The sequence below is a fragment of the Blattabacterium cuenoti genome, assembly GCF_014252355.1.
In the GTDB taxonomy this organism is placed as follows: domain Bacteria; phylum Bacteroidota; class Bacteroidia; order Flavobacteriales; family Blattabacteriaceae; genus Blattabacterium; species Blattabacterium cuenoti_AD.
Genome location: NZ_CP059217.1, coordinates 366,219 through 386,606 on the forward strand (window position 1 = coordinate 366,219; position 20,388 = coordinate 386,606).

The following is a 20,388-nucleotide window of genomic DNA, read 5'->3' on the forward strand; positions in this document are numbered from 1 at the left end:
TATTGTCATTTTGACAAATTACGATTTTTTTTTCTATGAAAAATTGAATGTTGTTTATTTACTTTATGTCTTTTATGTATCCGAAATAATGGATATAAATCTCTTTTTCCATAAATTTCTCCTTTCATAATCCAAACTTTAATTCCTATACTACCATACATTGTATGAGCTACTGCCATATGATAATCCACATCTGCACGAAACGTTCCTAATGATATTCTTCCTTCTTTATAATATTCACATCTAGCCATTTCAGCTCCATTTAATCTTCCAGACATTTGAATTTTAATTCCTTTAGCATTCATTCTCATTGCAGAAAAAATAGAAATTTTAATTGCCTTTTTATAAGAAATCCTATTTTCTAATTGTTTAACTAAATTTTTTGCTACCAAAGAGGCATCTAATTCTGGACGTTTTACTTCAGATATATTAATTTGAATTTCTTTTTTAGTAATTTTTTTTAATTCTTTTCTCACTGTATCTACTTCTTCACCTCCTTTTCCAATTACAATAGCAGGACGAGAAGTTCTAATAGTTACAGTAATAAATTTCATAGTTCTTTCTATAAAAATTTTAGATATAATCCCTTTAGGAAACCTAGCTTCAATATATCTTCTAACTTGAAAATCTTCTTTTATTCTTTCTTTATAATTTTTACACCATGAAGATTGCCATCCAATAATAATTCCTAAACGATTCATAATTGGATTAGTTTTTTGTCCCATAATTATTTACTATATTGATTACTTATACATATAATAATATTACTTGATTTTTTTCTTATTTTATGTCCTCTTCCTTGTGGAACAGGCCGTATTCTTTTTAACATTTTTCCTTGATTGACCATAATTTTATGTATAAATAATTCATTATGTTGTATATTTTGTTGTTTTCTATTCCAATTAGATATTGTAGAAATAATTAATTTACTTAAACAAATTGAAATATTTTGTTTTTTAGTATATCTTAATATACATAATGCATCTTCTACTTTTTTATATCTAATTATATTAGCTATTAATCTAATTTTTCTTGGAGCTATTCTTATTCCATTTAAAATAGAACATACACTATAATATGATTTATTTGATTTATCTAAAAACAATTTATTAAATTTTAATTGTTTCTTCATTTAATTTTTAGATTTTAATCTATTTTTATTACCAGAATGTCCTCTAAATATACGAGTAGGAGAAAATTCTCCTAATTTATGTCCAATCATATTTTCAGTAATATATACGTTAATAAATTTTCTTCCATTATGAATAGCAAATGTTTGACCTACAAAATCAGGAATAATAGTAGTTGATCTGGACCATGTTTTAATAATTTTTTTTTTACCTAATTTAATATTTTGCAATACTTTTTTATATAATTTATGATATACATATGGTCCTTTTTTTAAAGATCTAGGCATATAATTTAAAAATTTATTTTTTTATTTTTTTTAAAATATATTTATTAGAATATTTATTTTTAGAACGAGTTCTAAAACCTTTAGATGGAATTCCTTTTCTACTTCTAGGAATTCCACCAGATGCTTTTCCTTCACCACCTCCCATAGGATGATCAACAGGATTCATTGCAACACCTCTTGTTCTAGGTCTTTTACCTAAATAACGATTTCTTCCAGCTTTACCAAGCATTACTAATTGATGATTTGAATTAGAAACTATACCAATAGTTGCCATACAATCTAACATGATCATTCTAATTTCTCCAGATGGAAATTTTAATGTAGCAAATTTTTGATCTTTTGCAAATAATTGAGCATAACTTCCAGCACTTCTAGCAATTTTAGCTCCTTGACCAGGTAATAATTCTATACAAGATACATTAGTTCCTAATGGAATTTCTCTTAAAAATGAAGAATTCCCTATATTAAAAGGAATTTTTTTTCCAGAAATTATTTGTTGTCCTATTTTAAATCCTTCCATAGCTATAATATAACGTTTTTCACCATCTGCATAATGTAATAAAGAAATTAAGGATGATCGATTAGGATCATATTCAATTGACTTTATTGTAGCATAAATATCAAATTTTTTTCTTTTAAAATCAATTATTCTATATTTTTTTTTATGGCCTCCTCCACAATATCTAATAGTTCTTCTTCCAACATTATTTCTACCACCTGTTTTCTTTTTACCTAAAGTAAGAGATTTTTCAGGAATATATTCTGTAATTTTTTTAAATTTATTAATAACTCTAAAACGTTGACCTGGAGTTATGGCTTTTAATTTTTTAATTGACATAACATTTTATTTATTTAAATTTTTAGAATTATTTTTTTGATATAATAAATCAATAGATTCATTATCATTTAATTGAATAATAACTTTTTTAAATGTTTTACTTTTTCCTTGTATTAATCCTTTTTTAGTATATTTTGATTTATTTTTTTTATAATAAATCATAGTTCTAATATTTTTAACTGTAATTCCAAACATTTCATAAAATTCTTTTTTTAATTCAATTTTATTACTATTTAATCGTATTAAAAAAGTATAACATTTATTTTTTTCTTGAATAATAGATGATTTTTTAGAAAAAAAAGGTTTAATAATTAAATTCATATTTTTTTCTTAAAAAAATTAAATACATTAATTAATGAACTTTCAGTAAAAATAATATAATAATATTTTAATAATAAATAACTATTTAAATCATTGATAGACAATAATTTAAAATTTGTTAAATTTCTAGAAGATAAATATAAATTTTTATTTTTATCATTAATAATTAGTAATGATTTTTTATTATTTAATTTTAATGTAGTTAAAATTTTAACTAAAGTTTTCGTACTAGGATTTGTTAATGTAATATCTTCTATTACAAAAACTGTATTTGTTTTTAATTTATATTCTAAAATATATTGTCTAACTAAATGTTTAGTTATTTTATTTGTTTTTTTTATATATTTTCTTGGTATAGGACCAAAGATTCGTCCTCCTCCTCTAAATATAGGATTTTTGATACTTCCTTTTCTAGATCCACCAAGACCTTTTTGTTTATGTAATTTTCTATTACTTCCAATTATTTTACTTCTATTTTTACTATCATGAGTTCCTTGACGTTGTGCAGAAAGATATCTTTTAATTTCTAAATAAATACAATGATCATAAGATTTTGTTGAAAATATTAAATCTTTAAAATCTATTTTTTTATCAGTAATATTTCCATTTTTATTTAAAACATTTAATTTCATTTTTGTTTTTTAATAATTAAATATGAATATTTATTGCCTGGAACTGATCCTTTAATAATTAATATTTGTTTTTCTATATTTATTTTCAATATTTTTAAATTCTTAATTGTAACTTTTTGATTACCCATTCTTCCTCCCATTTTTTTACCTTTAAATACTCTAGATGGATCAGACCCTGCTCCTATTGAACCTGGAGCTCTTAATCGATTATGTTGTCCATGAGTTTTTTCTCCTACCCCAGAAAATCCATGTCTTTTTACTACACCTTGAAATCCTTTTCCTTTAGATAAAGATTGAATATTTACTAATTCTCCAACTGAGAATAATGTATTGATATTATTATTAATACATAATCCAATTTTAATATCTGTATCAGGTAAAGATGAAAAAGTTTTAACTTCTATCAGTTTTTTTTTAGGAGAAATCCCTGATTTACAAAAATGGCCTAATAAAGGTTTATTAGTATGTTTTTTTTTTTTGTTTAAAACACCTAATTGAATAGCTTCATATCCATCTTTTGTTAATGTTTTTATTTGTATAATATAACATGATTTAAATTGTATTAAAGTACACGGAATATTATAACCTGTTTCAGAAAAAAAACTAGTCATTCCTAAATTAAATCCTATTAATTCTTTTACTCTTAATTTTAACATATCATTATACTTTAATTTCTGCTTCTACTCCACTTGGTAATTCTAATTTCATTAATGCATCAACGGTTTTAGAAGATGCATTATGTATATGTAATAATCTTTTATGAGTAGGTAAAATAAATTGTTCTCTAGATTTTTTATTAACATGTGGTGATCGTAAAACAGTATATATTTTTTTTTCCGTAGGCAATGGAACTGGTCCATTTAATATTACTCCAGTCGGTAATACCGAATTTACAATTTTTTCTGCAGATTTATCTAACAGATTATAATCATAAGATTTTAACTTAATTTTTATATTATGACCCATATTTTATTTTTAATCTTAATTATTTATAATATTATTTACAATATTTTTTGGAACCGAATCATAATGAGAAAATTCCATACTTGATGTTCCACGTCCAGATGATAATGTTCTTAATACTGTAACATATCCAAACATTTCTGATAATGGAATCATAGCTTTAATAATTTTTGTATTATTTTTATCAATCATATTTTGAATAATTCCTCTTCTTTTATTTATATCTCCTATAATATCTCCCATATTTTCTTCTGGGACTATAACTTCTAATTTCATAATTGGTTCTAATAATATTGGATTAGTTTTTTTAGCAGCAGCTTTAAATCCTAATTTGCCTGCTATTTCAAAAGATATTTGATCAGAATCAACTGAATGATATGACCCATCTAAAATTGTAATTTTAGCATTATCAATTTCATAACCAGATAATGGTCCATTTTTCATCATATCTCTACATCCTTTTTCTATAGAAGGTAAATACTCTTTTGGAATATTTCCTCCTTTTATTTTACTAATAAATTCTAATCCTTGTTTTCCATAATCACCTGGTTCTAATTTAAATAATATATCAGCAAATTTACCTCTTCCTCCAGTCTGTTTTTTATAAATTTCTCTATGTTTAACACCTATTCTTAATGCTTCTTTATATTCTACTTGAGGATTTCCTTGATTAACTTCTACTTTAAATTCTCTTTTCATTCTATCTACAATAATTTCTAAATGTAGTTCCCCCATTCCAGAAATAATAGTTTGTCCTGTATAACTATCTGTTCTAACTTGAAAAGTTGGATCTTCTTCCATCAATTTAGAAAGTGCTAAACTCATTTTATCAATATCAGATTTTAATTTGGGTTCAATAGCTAACCCAATTACTGGTTCGGGAAATGATATATTATCTAATAAAATTGGATAATTTTCATCACATAAAGTATCTCCAGTTTTAATATTTTTTAATCCAACAATAGCAGCAATATCACCAGCTCCTATTTTTTTAATAGGAATTTGTTTATTTGCATGCATTTGATAAATTCTAGAAATTCGTTCTTTATTTTTAGATCTAACATTAAAACTATAAGATCCAGCATGTATTTGACCAGAATATACTCTAAAAAAAGCTAATCTACCAACAAACGGATCACTAGATATTTTAAATGCTAATGCAGAAAATGGATCATTATTATTAGGCGCTCTAATTTCTTGGTTTTTACTAATTGGATTAATTCCTATAATATTTTTTACTTCTAATGGAGAAGGTAAATACATACATATAGCATCTAGTATTGTTTGAACACCTTTATTTTTAAAAGAAGATCCACAAAAAATAGGAATAATATTCATATTAATAGTATTTTTTTTTAATGAACAAATTATTTCTTTTTCAGAAATAGAATTTTGATCATATAAAAATTTTTCCATAATTTTATCATCATATTCTGATAATGATTCAATTATATTATTATAATAAACTTTTACTATTTCTTTCATATTATATGGAATAGGAATTTCTTTAAATGTTAATCCATAATTTTCATCATTCCAAATAATTCCTTTTTTTTTAATTAAATCTACTATTCCAATAAAATTATCTCCTGATCCAATGGGAATTTGTAATGGAACTGAATTAGCTCCTAACATCTTTTTAATTTGTAAACAAACATTAAAAAAATCTGAACCTTGTCTATCCATTTTATTCACAAAAGCTATTCTTGGAATAGAATATTTATTAGCTTGTCTCCAAACAGTTTCAGATTGTGGTTCAACGCCCTCTACCGCACTAAATAATACTATCATTCCATCTAAAACTCTTAAAGATCTTTCTACTTCAACTGTAAAATCTACATGACCAGGTGTATCAATTATATTAATATTATATTCATTATTTTTATATTTCCATCTACAACATGTAGCAGCAGAAGTTATTGTAATTCCACGCTCCTGTTCTTGTAACATCCAATCCATTGTAGCTGCTCCATCATGAACTTCTCCAAGTTTATGATTAATACCAGTATAAAATAAAATTCTTTCTGTTGTTGTTGTTTTTCCAGCATCAATATGAGCTGCTATTCCTATATTTCTAGTATAATTTAAATTTTTACTCATAATTAAAATCTAAAATGAGAAAATGCCTTATTAGCTTCTGCCATTTTATGAATATTTTCTTTTTGTTTAAACGCTTCACCTTGTGAATTAAATGCATCCATAATTTCGAAAGCTAATTTATCAGACATAGTTTTTTCATTTTTTCTCCTAGAAGCACATGTAATTAATAATTTAATAGATTTGGTAATTTTATTATTAGAAGAAATAGGTACAGGAATTTGAATATTAGTTCCTCCCATACGACGATGTCTAACCTCTACATGAGGCATAACATTACTTAATCCTTCTTTCCAAATTTCTAATGCTGTTTTTTTATTATTCTCTTTATGAGAATTCATAGAATCAATTTTATCCATAGCATTATAAAAAATTTTATAAGCTAAATTTTTTTTACCATTTTTCATTAAATGATTTATAAATCTACTAACTAAAGGTTCATTAAATTTTGGATCTGGAAAATATATTTTTTGTTTTTTCCTTATTTTTCTCATAATAATAATTACTTATTTATATTTTTTTTATTAGGAATTTTAGCACCATATTTACTTCTACTTTTTTTTCTACCATTGACTCCAGCTGTATCACGAGCTCCTCTAACAATTTTATATTTTACTCCTGGTAAATCTTTAACTCTACCTCCTTTAACAAGAACAATAGAATGTTCTTGAAGATTATGACCTTCTCCTGTTATATAACTAATAACTTCTTTTCCATTTGTAAATCTAACTCTTGCGACTTTTCTCATTGCAGAATTTGGTTTTTTTGGAGTAGTTGTATATACACGAATACACACTCCACGTTTTTGAGGACATAATCCTAGAGCAAGCGATTTTTTTTTTTTTGAAATTGAATTTCTTCCTTTTCTTATTAATTGTTGTATTGTTGGCATAAATTATATGATTAACATAAATTTTTTATATTTGAAATGGATATTCTTCTATAATAGAATTTATATTTAATTCTTCATAAATATAACGAAAAGTAGAAAGTAAATATGGATTTTCATTTATAATTGCAATATTATGTTCAAAATGAGCAGATAAACTATTATCTTTAGTTGTTATTGTCCATCCATCTTTATGAAAAATTACTTCTGATCTACCTTTATTCACCATTGGTTCTATTGAAAGAACAAATCCATTTTTTAATTTTATTCCTTCTCCTTTTGTTCCGAAATTTGGAATTTCGGGATCTTCATGCATTTCTTTTCCTAATCCATGTCCTACAAAATCTTTAACAATAGAATATCCACTTGTTTCTATAAAAGATTGTATAGAATTTCCAATATCTCCAATATAATTTCCAGTTTTACATTTAGAAATACCTATATATAAAGATTTTTTAGAACGATTTACAAATTGTTTTATATCATCTTTGACCTCTCCAACTTCAAAAGTATATGCATGTTCTCCATAAAATCCATTCATATATACACCACAATCAATAGATATTATATCTCCTTCACATAAAGGATCATTATTTGGTATTCCATGTACAACTTGATTATTAGGAGATACACATAATGTATTTGGAAAATTATATAATCCTAAAAATGCAGGTTGACCACCATGATCACGAATAAATATTTCAGCTAAATTATCTAAATAAAGTGATGTAATTCCTGGTTTAATTTTTCCAGCTAACATTCCTAATGTTTTAGAAGCTAATAATGCACTTTTTTTAATTAATAAAATATCTTCTAATGTTTTTAATTGTATCATATTTTATTTATTAAATGATGATTCATTATATTAGGAATTTTTAAATTCATTAATTTTAAAATTGTAGGGGCTACATCACATAAACTAGATTCTTTATCTTGTATTAAACAATTTGTTTCTTTTTTATATTCTAAATCTATAAGAATAAAAGGAACTAAAGAATTAGTATGAGATGTATTTGGACTTCCATCATGATTGATCATATAATCTGCATTTCCATGATCACCAACAATAATAATAGAATACATATTTTTCATTGCAATATAATAACATATTTTAACACAATAATCTATATATTCACAAGCTTTTATAGTTTGTAACATATTTCCTGTATGACCAACCATATCTGGATTAGCAAAATTTAAACATATAAAATCGTATTGTTTACTATTTAATTCTGGAATGATCATTTTTACTATATTATTAGCACTCATTTTAGGAGATAAATCATATGTAAGAACTTGAGGCGATAAACAAATTTTTCTTTTTTCTCCTATAAAAAGAGATTGTTGATATCCTGAAAAGAAGTATGTAACATGTGGATATTTTTCAGTTTCAGCAATTCTAAGTTGTTTTTTCCCTTCATATTCTAATACCGCCCCTAAAGTATTAGATAACTTTTTTCGATTAAAAAGAACATGTATATTTTTATATTTTAAATCATAACAAGTCATAGTAATATAATAAAGATTTAATCTAGGTTTATCATTCATTAATAATTTAGTAATTTGTTTTGAACGATCTGGACGAAAATTAAAACAAAAAACAACATCGCCTGTTTCTATCCTAGAAATAGGATTATCAGATTTATCTACTATAATTGATGGATACAAAAATTCATCTGTAGTTCCATATTTATAAGATTTTTCAATATAATCAAAAATATTTCTTATTTTAATACCTTTTGCATTAACCATTGCTTCAAATGCCATTTGTGTTCTATCCCATTTATTATTTCTATCCATGGCATAATATCTACCAATTACAGTAGATAATTTTCCAACAGTTTGGTCCATTACATTTAATAATTTTTTTATATAAAAAATTCCTTTTTTAGGATCAGAATCTCTACCATCTGTAAAAACATGAACAAATACTTGTGATAAATGTTTATTATTTGCTAATTTGAGTAAATAAAATAAATGATTCATATGAGAATGGACCCCACCATCGGATAATAATCCAATAAAATGTAATTTTTTATTATAAAATAAAACATAATTTAAAATATGATTAATTTTATATGCTAAATAATTATTTTTTATAGCAAAATTAATAGTTTCCAAACTTTGTTTTACTTTTCGTCCAGCTCCTAAATGTATATGACCAACTTCTGAATTACCAGCCTGATTAAAAGGTAATCCAACATGTAATCCAGATGCATGTATATTACTATATGGATATTTATTAAAACAATAATCTATAAATGGAGTTTGAGCTTGTGCTATTGCAGAAGCATGAATATTTTCTTGATTAGATATTCCCCACCCATCTAATATTATCAACATTATTTTTTTACTATTACTCATAAAATACTAATTCTTTTATATTTATTAATTTTTACATCTTTAAATTTGTTTAAATATTCTTTAATAATAATTTGATTATTTTTAATATATTTTTGATTTATTAAAGTATTATTCATTATAAATTTGTTAATTTTACCAGAAATAATAGAATTTTTAATATTTTCTGATACATTTTTATTTTTTATTTGATTTTTAATAATTTCTAACTCTTTATCTATTAAATCTTTTGGAAAATCATGTTTATCAATAGAAATTGGATTCATTGCAGTAATATGAAGAACTATATTTTTAAGATCATTAATATTATTAGATTTTGGATTTTTTGATAAAAATCCAACTAAAGTGGCTATTTTATAATAATGAGTATAACTTAATACAAGTGGAGAATGAATTTGTTCAAAAATTGTTAATTCTATTTTTTCACCAGTAATTACAATTTGATCATAAATCAAATCTTGAATTTGATTCAAAAAAAAATTTTTATTATTATATAATAACGATATGTTGGTAATTTTATTTAAAAAAGAAATAAATTCTTTACTTTTAGAAAGAATATCAGTTTCGCAACTTAAACCGATAATATTTCCAATCGTTTTATTTTCATTAGTAATAGCAACAATAGCTCCATTTTGTATTTTATCAATTGATTTTTTTAAAGCAATTTCTTTACCTTGTTTTCTTAAAAAAAAAATTGCTTCTTCAAAATTACCATTGGATTTAATAAGAGCATTTTTACAATCTAAAATACCTACTCCAGTTATTTTTCTCAATTTAGCAATTTGATCAATAGTAATTATCATAATTTATTTATTTTCAATACTTGATGATCTTTTAAGTATGTTTGTAATAATTTGTAAAATTAAATTAATAGATTTAGAAGAATCATCATTAGATGGAATTGGAAATTGAATACTATTTGGATTAGTATTTGTATCTATCATTGCAAAAATTGGAATTCTTAATTTAATAGCTTCAGATAATGCAATTTTTTCTTTATATGGATCAATTAAAAATATTCCCCCTGGTAATTGAGTCATTGAAGAAATACTACCTAAATTTTTATATAATTTTAAATATATTCTATTTATTAGTAAACGTTCTTTTTTAGATAATGTATCAAAAGTTCCATTTTTTTTCATTTTTTCTATATTATTCATCTTTTTTATTGATTTACGAATAGTAGAAAAATTTGTTAATAATCCTCCTAACCATCTTTCTGTTACACACGGCATATTTAAAATTTTGGCATATAAAACAACTTTTTCTTTAGCTTGTGCTTTAGTTCCTACTAATAAAATTTTTTTTCCAAGAGATATAATTCTTTTTAATTCTTGACATGCTGCATTTAACTTAATAATTGTTTTTGATAAATCTATAATATGAATTCCTTTTTTTTTCATAAAAATAAATTGTCTCATATTAGGATTCCATTTTCTTGCAAGATGTCCGAAATGAACTCCTGCTTTTAATAAATCTATCATATCAAACTTAGTACCTGGTATTATTGGAATATTTATATTATCTTTTTTTTCTTCTATAACATTATTTTTTATTCCTTCTGATTTTATTTCTTTTTCTTCTTTTTTTATTGTTGAAATAGTAGTAGGAGGAGGAGTAGAAATAGGATGAGTATTATTATCCTTTATCATTCCTTCTGATTTTATTTCTTTTTCTTCTTTTTTTATTGTTGAAATAGTAGTAGGAGGAGGAGTAGAAATAGGATGAGTATTATTATCCTTTATCATTCCTTCTGATTTTATTTTTTTTTCTTCTTTTTTTATTATTGAAATAGTAGTAGGAGGAGGAGTAGAAATAGGATGAGTATTATTATCCTTTATCATTCCTTCTGATTTTATTTTTTTTTCTATTTCTATTGGCGTAGTATTAGTAGTATTAATAGGAAAACTATTATTATCCTTTATCATTTCTTCTGATTTTATTTGTTTTATTTTGTTGTCTGTTGGCGTAGTAGTATTAGTAGTCATAATAGGAAGACCATTATTATCCTTTATCATTTCTTCTGATTTTATTTGTTTGTCTTCTTTTTTGATGATATAAATAATATGATTGATTCCTTTTTTTTGTTTATTATTTTTTAACATGGTTTATGTATACAGAATAATAAAATTAACGTTTTGAAAACTGAAATTTTTTTCTTGCTTTTTTTTGTCCAAATTTTTTTCTTTCTACTTCACGAGAATCTCTAGTTAACAATCCATTTTTTTTTAATAATTCCTTATTATTAGAATTGAAAATACAAAGAGCTCTAGAAATTGCTAAACAAATAGCTTCTGCTTGACCATTAAATCCTCCTCCAATAACTTTAATATCAATATCAAATTTATTATTATAATCTAGAATTTGAAATGGATGCAAAATTTTATTTTGAGTATATTGTGAAAAATATTTTCTATAATTTATAGAATTAATCATAATTTTTCCATTTCCGTATGTTAAATAAATTCTAGCAAGTGATCTTTTTCTTCTACCTATAGTGTGAATTTTCATTTATTTACTTTTATTTAATTTGTTTTTATTAAGATTTAACTGATGATGTTTATGTATATTACCTGAATATATATGAAGATTTTTTATTAATTTTTTTCTTAATTTATTTTTTGGTAACATTCCAAAAACTGCTTTATGTATTAATAAACAAGGATTTTTTTTAAAAATATTTTTAGCTAAAATTTGTTTTTGTCCACCAGGATATCCTGTATAATGAATATATTTTTTGTACATCCATTTTTTACCAGATAATTGTATTTTAGCAGAATTAATAACAATTATATGATCACCACAATTTAAATGTGGAGAAAAATTAGGTTTATGTTTACCTCTTATTTTGAATGCTATTATAGAGCATAAACGTCCTAGTTTTTTACCAGTGGCATCCATAATAATCCATGATTTTTTATTTATTTGATATGTTGTTTTAAAACTTAAATAATCCATTTTGTTATAATTTTGTAAATTAAGATAAAAAATAAAATTAAATGACTTTTTGTCATATAAAAAATAATTTTTTTATTTATTAACATAAGTATTAACATTTAATATATTATGGCATAATCATTGGAGTATTTTAAATATTAAGGATAAATTAAAAAAAATACTTAAAATATGAGTAAAATTATAGGAATTGATTTAGGAACTACCAATTCATGTGTTTCTGTAATGGAAATTAATGATCCGGTTGTAATTCCAAATTCAGAAGGAAAAAGAACTACACCTTCTATAGTAGCTTTTGTAGATTCAGGTGAAATAAAAGTTGGAGATCCTGCTAAAAGACAATCTGTAACAAATCCACAAAAAACTATTTTTTCTATTAAAAGATTTATGGGAAGAATGTATTCAGAAATTACAAAAGAATTAACATATGTTCCATATGAAGTTGTACAAGGAGGAAATAATACTCCACGTGTTAAAATAGAAAAAAAATTATATGCTCCTCAAGAAATATCTGCTATGATTCTTCAAAAAATGAAAAAAACTGCAGAAGATTATTTAGGCCATACAATCAATAAAGCTGTTATTACTGTTCCAGCATATTTTAATGATGCACAAAGACAAGCAACTAAAGAAGCAGGTGAAATTGCTGGATTACAAGTCGAAAGAATTATTAATGAACCTACAGCTGCAGCATTAGCATATGGATTAGATAAGGGAAAACAAAATAAAAAAATTGTAGTATATGATTTAGGAGGTGGAACTTTTGATGTTTCTATTCTTGAATTAGGAGATGGTGTTTTCGAAGTTCTTGCGACTAATGGAGATACTCATTTAGGTGGAGATGATTTTGATCAAGTTATTATTGATTATTTAGCTAATGAATTTAATTTATTAGAAAAAATAGATTTAAGAAAAGATCCAATGGCACTTCAACGTTTAAAAGAAGCATCTGAAAAAGCAAAAATTGAATTATCTTCTTCTACACAAACAGAAATTAATTTACCATATATTACTGCAACAAATTCAGGTCCCAAACATTTAGTAATTAAATTAACACGATCTAAATTTGAACAATTATCAGAAAAATTAATACAAAGATCTATTCATCCATGTAAAAATGCAATGAAATCTGCAAATTTAACAAATCAAGATATAGATGAAATTATATTAGTTGGTGGATCTACAAGAATACCAAAAGTACAAGAAGGAGTAGAATCATTTTTTAACAAAAAACCATCTAAAGGAGTTAATCCAGATGAAGTAGTTGCTATAGGTGCAGCTATACAAGGAGGAGTATTATCAGGAGATGTACAAGATGTTTTATTATTAGATGTCACTCCATTATCTCTTGGAATTGAAACTTTAGGAGGTGTATTTACTAAATTAATAGATTCTAATACTACTATACCAACTAAAAAATCAGAAGTATTTTCTACTGCTGCAGATAATCAATCTGCTGTGACTATTAGAGTAGGACAAGGAGATCGATCTATGTTTAAAGATAATAAAGAAATTGGAAGATTTGATTTAGTTGATATACCACCTGCTCCAAGAGGAACTCCTCAAATAGAAGTAAGTTTTGATATTGATGCTAATGGAATTCTTAATGTTTCTGCAAAAAATAAAGGAACTGGGAAAAAACAATCTATACGTATAGAAACATCTTCAGGATTAAATCAAGAAGAAATTGATAGAATGAAAAAAGATGCAGCAAAAAATTTAAAAAAAGATGAACAAATTAAAAGTGAAATAGAAAAATTAAATATAGCAGATAATCAAATTTTTCAAATAGAAAAACAATTAAAAGAACATGATAAAAAATTATCATCAAATCATAAAACACAAATACAAGATTCTTTAAATAAATTAAAAAATGCGCATGCAAAGAAAAATTTTAATGAAATAGATATTTATACAAAAGAATTAAATGATATTTGGATAAAAGCATCACAAGAGATTTATAAACAAGCACCATCAAATAATACATCAAATTCAAATAATACATCAAATTCAAATAATACATCAAATTCAAATAATACATCAAATTCAAATAATACATCTACTAAAGAAAATAATAAAAATCAAGATAATAATAATGTACAAGATGTAGATTTTGAAGAAGTAAAATAATTTAAATTTATTATATAAATACTAATTCTTCTTAAGTTAAAAAATTCGTTGAATTAGTATTTTTTTAATTTTTTAGTAAATTTTTAAAAAAATAAATTATTGTAATAATTGGTATTACAATAATATAACTATCAAATCTATCTAAAAAACCTCCATGTCCAGGAAATAATATTCCAGAATTTTTTATATTATAAGATCTTTTAATTATAGATTCTATAAAATCACCTATTGTAGCAAATATAGAAATGATAATAGATAAAAAAATCCACTCAATATCTACTATCAATCAAATATTTAAGTATAAACTTAATATAAAAGAACATAATATCCCTCCACAAACTCCTTCTATAATTTTTTTAGGATATATGAATATAGACATTATATGTGTACCAAATTTTTTACCAATTAAAAATGAACAAGTATCATTAGTCCAAATGATAATAAAAGTATTAAAAATAATATTTTTTACTTGATCAAAATTAGAATAAATAATATAAAATAAATAAAAAGGAATGATTACATAAACTAAATAGTTTATGAATTATTTGAGTAATTTTATCTTTATAAGATAAATTTAAAAACATTAAATAAACAATAAAACATATTATAATATAGAATAAAACATATTATATATAATTTTTTTGTCATTATTAAATCAATGAATATTGAAAATATTAAAATATATGAAGATATTTGAATAAATGTAATATGTATTTTACATATAATTAATAATTAAAAAAAACAACAATAAGACAATATCATCATCAAAATTCTAAAAAATTTTTTTTCCTTAGTTAATAGAAAAAAATATTAATAATATATAAATTATTCCTGTTATTAATCTAATAAATAATTCATATTTAATGTTATACAACATTTTTTTATTAATATAAATTAAATATGAGTTACTTTTTTTAATAAATTTTCTACTACATCATCAACAAATGGTCTATCTCCAAAAATATTTTTTAAATCTTCTCTAAAAATAACTTCTTTTTCTAATAATTCATTTGCAAGTCTAGAAAGTTTTTCTTTATTGTTATTTAATAAATATTTTGCTCTATTATATTGTTCTGTAATAATTTTTAATATTTCTTCATCTATAGTTTGTGCAGTTTTTTCACTATAAGGTTTAGAAAATGAATATTCATTTTGTCCAGTAGAATCATAATAAGATATATTACCTACTTTATCATTTAATCCAAAAATAACTACCATAGATTGAGCTTGTTTTGTTACCCGTTCTAAATCATTTAATGCACCAGTAGATACATTATTAAAAATAATTTCCTCTGCACATCGACCAGCTAATAAAGCACATATTTCATCTTTCATTTGTTCTGGAGTAGTTAATTGTCTTTCTTCAGGTAAATACCATGCAGATCCTAATGATTTACCTCTAGGAACTATTGTTACTTTAACTAAAGGAGATGCATATTCTAATAACCAACTAATAGCAGCATGTCCAGCTTCATGATATGCTATACGTTTTTTTTCATTGGGTTTAATAATTTTATTTTTTTTTTCTAATCCTCCTATAATTCTATCTATTGCATCTAAAAAATCTTGATGTTGAATTTTAGATCTATTTTTTCGTGCGGCTATTAATGCTGATTCATTACAAATATTAGCTATATCAGCTCCACTAAATCCTGGTGTTTGTTTAGCTAAAAAATCAATATCTACTTTTTTTGATAAAACTAATTTTTTTAAATGAACTTTAAATATATCTTTTCTCTCATTTAATTCAGGTGTTTCAACTAAAATCGTTCTATCAAAACGTCCAGGACGTAATAAAGCTTTGTCTAAAATATCAGATCTATTAGTTGCTGCTAAAACTATTACATTAGTTTTAGTTCCAAATCCATCCATTTCTGTTAATAATTGATTTAAAGTATTTTCTCGTTCATCATTTGATCCAGCAATATTATTTTTACCTCTAGCTCTACCTATAGCATCTATTTCATCAATAAATATAATACAAGGAGCTTTTTCTTTAGCTTTTTCAAATAAATCTCTTACTCTCGATGCACCTACACCTACGAACATTTCTACAAAATCTGATCCAGATAATGAAAAAAATGGAACTTTTGCTTCTCCCGCTACTGCTTTTGCTAATAATGTTTTACCTGTTCCTGGAGGTCCCATTAAAAGTGCTCCTTTTGGAATTGTTCCACCTAATTTAGTATATTTTTTTGGACTTTTTAAAAATTCAACAATTTCTTGTATTTCTTCTTTTGCTTCTTCTAATCCAGCTACATTTTTAAATGTAATTTTTATATTATCATTTTCATTAAATAATCTAGCTCTAGATTTTCCTATATTAAAGATTTGACCACCTGGGCCACTTCCAGAAGAACCAATTTTACGAAAGATAAAAATCCAAAAAATTACTAATAATATTAAAAATATTCCATAATCAAAAAAAAATTTAGTTATAGTATAATCTTGTTGATTTTTAAAATCAATTAAAGTATTTAAATGATATTTTTTTTTATAATCTTCAAATTTTTTTTGAAAAAATTGCAAATCTCCTATTTCAAATTCATATTGAAGATATGGATTCATAAATTTTCTATGATGTTTTAAAAAATTTTTAGAATTATAATATGCAAATTCTTTTTTTAAATAAACATGAACTATTTCTTTATGTTTAACAATAATTTTTTGTATTTTACCTTTTATAAGGATATTAAAAAATGTATCTTGATCAATTTTTGTTGGATTAGAAAATGAATATTTAAATAAAAAAATACCTAAAAATATAACTAAAATAGCTATATATATCCACAAAAAGTTATTTTTACTTTTTACTTTTTTATTTATCATAAATTATATTTAATTATTAACTAACATAAACTAATTCCAATCTGTATTTTTCCATAGATTTTCTAAATTATAATATGATCGTATTTTATCTTGAAATATATGTACTACAATAGTAGTATAATCAATTAAAATCCATTCTTGATTTTTAATTCCTTCTACATGCCAAGGACTTGTTTTAAATTTTTTTATAATATAATTTTTAATAGATTGAAAAATAGCATAAACTTGATTTTTGGATTCTCCACTACAAATAATAAAATAATCACAACTAAAATTTAGTTTTTGTTTTAAATTTAAAATAGTTATATTTTTTCCTTTAACCATTTCAATTCCTTCTATAATTCCTTTTAATAACAAAATAAAATTTTATTTATATTATGCTTAACAAAAATAAGTTTTTCAATTAAATTAATTTTTTTAAAATCAAATATTTTGAATAAACTAATTTGGCCAATTAATTTAATTCAATTAGATAGATTAACATCTACTAATAAATATGCAGCACAATATATTATATCTAATATTATAAAAAATTGGACTATTATTAATGTAATAAATCAAACAAATGGAAAAGGTACGAACAATAATCATTGGTATTCAGAAAAAGGTAAAAATTTAACTTTTAGTATTATATTAGAATCATCATTTTTACATTTTATGTCATACTTCTTTACAAAAGTATATATACATAATATTATTATATGTAATGCAATTCATAAAATATTATTTTATTATACTAATCATTGTTGGATAAAATGGCCGAATGATATAATATTATATGATAAAAAAATAGTAGGAATTTTAATAGAAAATAATATTACATATAATTCAAAAAAATATATAATTATAGGAATTGGATTTAATGTTAATCAAATATTATTTGATCCTAAATTAAAAACATCATCATTACGTCTATTTTTCAAAATTAAATTTAATTTAAAATCATTACTATTGAAAATTATTAGTTTTATACAAAAAGAATATTTGTATATATATATGTATAACACATATAGTCATGCTATTAATTATTATAATACATTTCTTTATAAACGAAATCAAATGTCATATTTTATAATTAAAAGAAAAAATCATAAAATAGTAAAATATTATTCAAAAGGTATTATTAAAAATATCACAAATAATGGTCATTTAATAATTAAAATAAATAATAATAAAAAATTATTTTTTTTTTCTAAAAATGATATAAAATTTTTATTTTAAATATTATGTGAAATTTTTTTATATATTTTTTTTCTATTTAAAAAATATTTTCTAATAAAAGATAATAATCCAATATTAATAATATTAGATATAAAATAATACAGTGATAATGCAGATGCATAACTATTAATAAATAATAACATAATAATTGGCATTACATAAGATAAAAACATACGTAATTCTGCTGAATTATCTTCTACTTTTGTATCATCATCATTATATTTATTATTAGTAGTAGTAAAATCACTATTATTTAATTTAGTATAAATTAATAATGCGATTGAATACAATAATGTTAATAAACTAACATGATTTCCATAAAATGGAATAGAAAATGGTAATTGCAAAATAGAATCATAGGACGTTAAATCCTCTACCCATAAAAATGATTGTCCTCTAATATTAATTAAATTTGGAAAAAATTTAAATAAAGAATAAAATATAGGTATCTGCAATAATGTTGATAAACATCCTGATAATGGAGTAATTCCCGCTTTTTTATATAATTCCATAATAGATTTTTGTTTATCTAAAGGATGTACGTTTTTTAATTTATGATTTAATTTGTCAATTTGTGGTTTAATAATTTTCATTATTGCATTTAACTTATATTGAGTATAAGTCATAGGAATTAAAATAATTTTTACAACTAAGGTCATTAATATGATAATAATACCATAATTAAGATTAGTTTTTTCTAATAATATAAAAATTGGTAAAAAAAAATATTTATTAATTAATTTTAAAAATCCCCATCCAAATGGAATAATATTTTCTAATTTATTTTCAAATTTTTGTAAATATTTTATGTCTAATGGTCCAAAATATAATTTAAAAGATATATTAAATTCGTCTTTTATACTATTTGTAACTTTAAACCAAGTTATTGATTTAATTTTTTTTAATACATTTCCTGAATATATATTGTCAGATGACACAAAAAAATTATTTAATGGTTTATTAGGAATAATAATAGAAGAAAAAAATTGTTGTTTATGAGCAATCCAATTTAAATTATTGATTTTTATATTTTCATAATGTTTTTCAGATAAAGATTTAATATTAGAATAAGTTATTTTATTTTTTTTTTTATTATAAGAATAATAGACTTGAGTATATGAATTTTCCCAAATTTTATCTTTTTCTAAAGAATATAAATATTGTTCAATATTTAAATAAATAGGATATTGTTTATTGAGTTCATAATATAAATTTTTTGTTTTAATCATAAAATTAATATTATAATCATTTGGTTTTAAAATATATTTATATTCTATAAATCCTTGTCCATATGGATTATTAGCTTTCATTATCAAAACTGAATTTCCATTTTTTACATAAAAATATGGAGAAAAATATAAAAATTGAGTATTAATTTTATGATGTTTTTTATCAAAAAAAATAAAATTATATTCTAAACTAGAATTTTTTATTAAGAATAAATTTTTTTTATGTGAAAAATTATTAAAATCATAAACTTTATATTTTTTTAAACATACTTCATTTATTATTCCACCTATATTGGAAATACCAATTTTAATTAATTTATTTTCTAAAATAGAATTATTTTTATATTGTTTTTTTTTTATAAAAAAAGTTTGTTTTTTATTATTAAAATTATTATTAATTATTGGATAATTCCAATAAGTAAAACTAATTATAATTAATAATATTAAAATAATTCCTATTATAGAATTATAATCCATATTTTTTCTATCATTATTCATAATAATTA

22 protein-coding genes and 1 pseudogene are annotated in these 20,388 nt (G+C 22.5%); 2 read left to right on the forward strand and 21 right to left on the reverse strand.

Annotated features, from left to right (window positions below):
• Positions 1-5: 5 nt before the first annotated feature.
• The 17 genes from rpsC to rplM form a co-directional block, all read right to left on the reverse strand.
• Positions 6-725 carry a 30S ribosomal protein S3 gene (gene rpsC / locus H0H38_RS01770; RefSeq protein WP_185872597.1) on the reverse strand — a complete coding sequence of 240 codons (720 nt, stop codon included), beginning with the start codon at positions 723-725 and terminating at the stop codon, positions 6-8.
• Between the two features lie 2 nt (positions 726-727).
• Positions 728-1,132: a 50S ribosomal protein L22 gene (gene rplV / locus H0H38_RS01775; RefSeq protein ID WP_185872598.1), complete on the reverse strand. Its 405-nt coding sequence runs from the start codon at positions 1,130-1,132 to the stop codon at positions 728-730.
• Complete coding sequence (gene rpsS, locus H0H38_RS01780; RefSeq protein WP_185872599.1) at positions 1,133-1,417, reverse strand: 30S ribosomal protein S19; 285 nt, start codon at positions 1,415-1,417, stop codon at positions 1,133-1,135.
• A 13-nt stretch (positions 1,418-1,430) separates the two neighbouring features.
• Entirely contained in the window at positions 1,431-2,255 is an 825-nt protein-coding gene (gene rplB, locus H0H38_RS01785) for a 50S ribosomal protein L2 (protein WP_185872600.1), read from the reverse strand.
• Between the two features lie 6 nt (positions 2,256-2,261).
• A complete protein-coding gene (gene rplW / locus H0H38_RS01790) occupies positions 2,262-2,576 on the reverse strand; it encodes a 50S ribosomal protein L23 (RefSeq protein WP_185872601.1) in 315 nt (104 codons plus the stop codon).
• Positions 2,573-3,208, reverse strand: coding sequence for a 50S ribosomal protein L4 (gene rplD / locus H0H38_RS01795; protein WP_185872602.1), 636 nt, complete (start codon positions 3,206-3,208; stop codon positions 2,573-2,575). Before rplD ends, rplW begins: the two co-directional genes overlap by 4 nt.
• Positions 3,205-3,864, reverse strand: coding sequence for a 50S ribosomal protein L3 (gene rplC / locus H0H38_RS01800; RefSeq protein WP_185872603.1), 660 nt, complete (start codon positions 3,862-3,864; stop codon positions 3,205-3,207). Before rplC ends, rplD begins: the two co-directional genes overlap by 4 nt.
• Before the next feature lie 4 nt (positions 3,865-3,868).
• Entirely contained in the window at positions 3,869-4,174 is a 306-nt protein-coding gene (gene rpsJ / locus H0H38_RS01805; protein WP_185872604.1) for a 30S ribosomal protein S10, read from the reverse strand.
• Positions 4,175-4,189: 15 nt separating this feature from the next.
• On the reverse strand, positions 4,190-6,271 hold the full coding sequence (gene fusA, locus H0H38_RS01810) for an elongation factor G (protein ID WP_185872605.1): 2,082 nt from the start codon (positions 6,269-6,271) through the stop codon (positions 4,190-4,192).
• 2 nt (positions 6,272-6,273) lie between these two features.
• Positions 6,274-6,762, reverse strand: a complete 489-nt coding sequence (gene rpsG, locus H0H38_RS01815; protein WP_185872606.1) for a 30S ribosomal protein S7 — start codon at positions 6,760-6,762, stop codon at positions 6,274-6,276.
• A gap of 8 nt (positions 6,763-6,770) precedes the next feature.
• The gene (gene rpsL / locus H0H38_RS01820) at positions 6,771-7,160 is read right to left on the reverse strand and encodes a 30S ribosomal protein S12 (RefSeq protein WP_185872607.1); all 390 of its coding nucleotides are present in this window, start codon (positions 7,158-7,160) and stop codon (positions 6,771-6,773) included.
• Positions 7,161-7,185: 25 nt separating this feature from the next.
• Positions 7,186-7,992, reverse strand: a complete 807-nt coding sequence (gene map / locus H0H38_RS01825; RefSeq protein WP_185872608.1) for a type I methionyl aminopeptidase — start codon at positions 7,990-7,992, stop codon at positions 7,186-7,188.
• Positions 7,989-9,521, reverse strand: a complete 1,533-nt coding sequence (gpmI, locus tag H0H38_RS01830) for a 2,3-bisphosphoglycerate-independent phosphoglycerate mutase (protein WP_185872609.1) — start codon at positions 9,519-9,521, stop codon at positions 7,989-7,991. The genes map and gpmI overlap by 4 nt, the downstream gene beginning before the upstream one ends.
• Positions 9,518-10,321 carry a translation elongation factor Ts gene (gene tsf, locus H0H38_RS01835; protein ID WP_185872610.1) on the reverse strand — a complete coding sequence of 268 codons (804 nt, stop codon included), beginning with the start codon at positions 10,319-10,321 and terminating at the stop codon, positions 9,518-9,520. The genes gpmI and tsf overlap by 4 nt, the downstream gene beginning before the upstream one ends.
• Positions 10,322-10,324: 3 nt before the next feature.
• A complete protein-coding gene (gene rpsB / locus H0H38_RS01840) occupies positions 10,325-11,002 on the reverse strand; it encodes a 30S ribosomal protein S2 (RefSeq protein WP_185873017.1) in 678 nt (225 codons plus the stop codon).
• A 646-nt stretch (positions 11,003-11,648) separates the two neighbouring features.
• Positions 11,649-12,029, reverse strand: a complete 381-nt coding sequence (gene rpsI, locus H0H38_RS01845) for a 30S ribosomal protein S9 (protein WP_185872611.1) — start codon at positions 12,027-12,029, stop codon at positions 11,649-11,651.
• Positions 12,030-12,476 carry a 50S ribosomal protein L13 gene (gene rplM, locus H0H38_RS01850; RefSeq protein WP_185872612.1) on the reverse strand — a complete coding sequence of 149 codons (447 nt, stop codon included), beginning with the start codon at positions 12,474-12,476 and terminating at the stop codon, positions 12,030-12,032. It abuts the gene before it with no gap.
• A 168-nt stretch (positions 12,477-12,644) separates the two neighbouring features.
• Here rplM and dnaK point away from each other — a divergent pair, with 168 nt between their 5' ends.
• Positions 12,645-14,603, forward strand: a complete 1,959-nt coding sequence (gene dnaK, locus H0H38_RS01855) for a molecular chaperone DnaK (protein ID WP_185872613.1) — start codon at positions 12,645-12,647, stop codon at positions 14,601-14,603.
• A 64-nt stretch (positions 14,604-14,667) separates the two neighbouring features.
• Here dnaK and H0H38_RS02830 read toward each other — a convergent pair.
• The 3 genes and pseudogenes from H0H38_RS02830 to rsfS all read right to left on the reverse strand — a co-directional run bounded on the left by H0H38_RS02830 (position 14,668) and on the right by rsfS (position 17,789).
• A pseudogene (locus H0H38_RS02830) lies at positions 14,668-15,141 on the reverse strand (phosphatidate cytidylyltransferase).
• A 356-nt stretch (positions 15,142-15,497) separates the two neighbouring features.
• Positions 15,498-17,432 (reverse strand): ATP-dependent zinc metalloprotease FtsH, encoded by a 1,935-nt coding sequence (gene ftsH, locus H0H38_RS01865; RefSeq protein ID WP_185872614.1) that lies wholly within the window; start codon positions 17,430-17,432, stop codon positions 15,498-15,500.
• A 30-nt stretch (positions 17,433-17,462) separates the two neighbouring features.
• Complete coding sequence (gene rsfS, locus H0H38_RS01870) at positions 17,463-17,789, reverse strand: ribosome silencing factor (protein WP_185872615.1); 327 nt, start codon at positions 17,787-17,789, stop codon at positions 17,463-17,465.
• Between the two features lie 75 nt (positions 17,790-17,864).
• Here rsfS and H0H38_RS01875 point away from each other — a divergent pair, with 75 nt between their 5' ends.
• Entirely contained in the window at positions 17,865-18,653 is a 789-nt protein-coding gene (locus H0H38_RS01875) for a biotin--[acetyl-CoA-carboxylase] ligase (RefSeq protein WP_185872616.1), read from the forward strand.
• Here the strand turns inward: H0H38_RS01875 and H0H38_RS01880 are convergent.
• Positions 18,650-20,380 (reverse strand): YidC/Oxa1 family insertase periplasmic-domain containing protein, encoded by a 1,731-nt coding sequence (locus H0H38_RS01880; protein ID WP_185872617.1) that lies wholly within the window; start codon positions 20,378-20,380, stop codon positions 18,650-18,652. The two genes, H0H38_RS01875 and H0H38_RS01880, sit on opposite strands and share 4 nt — an antisense overlap.
• Positions 20,381-20,388: the final 8 nt, after the last annotated feature.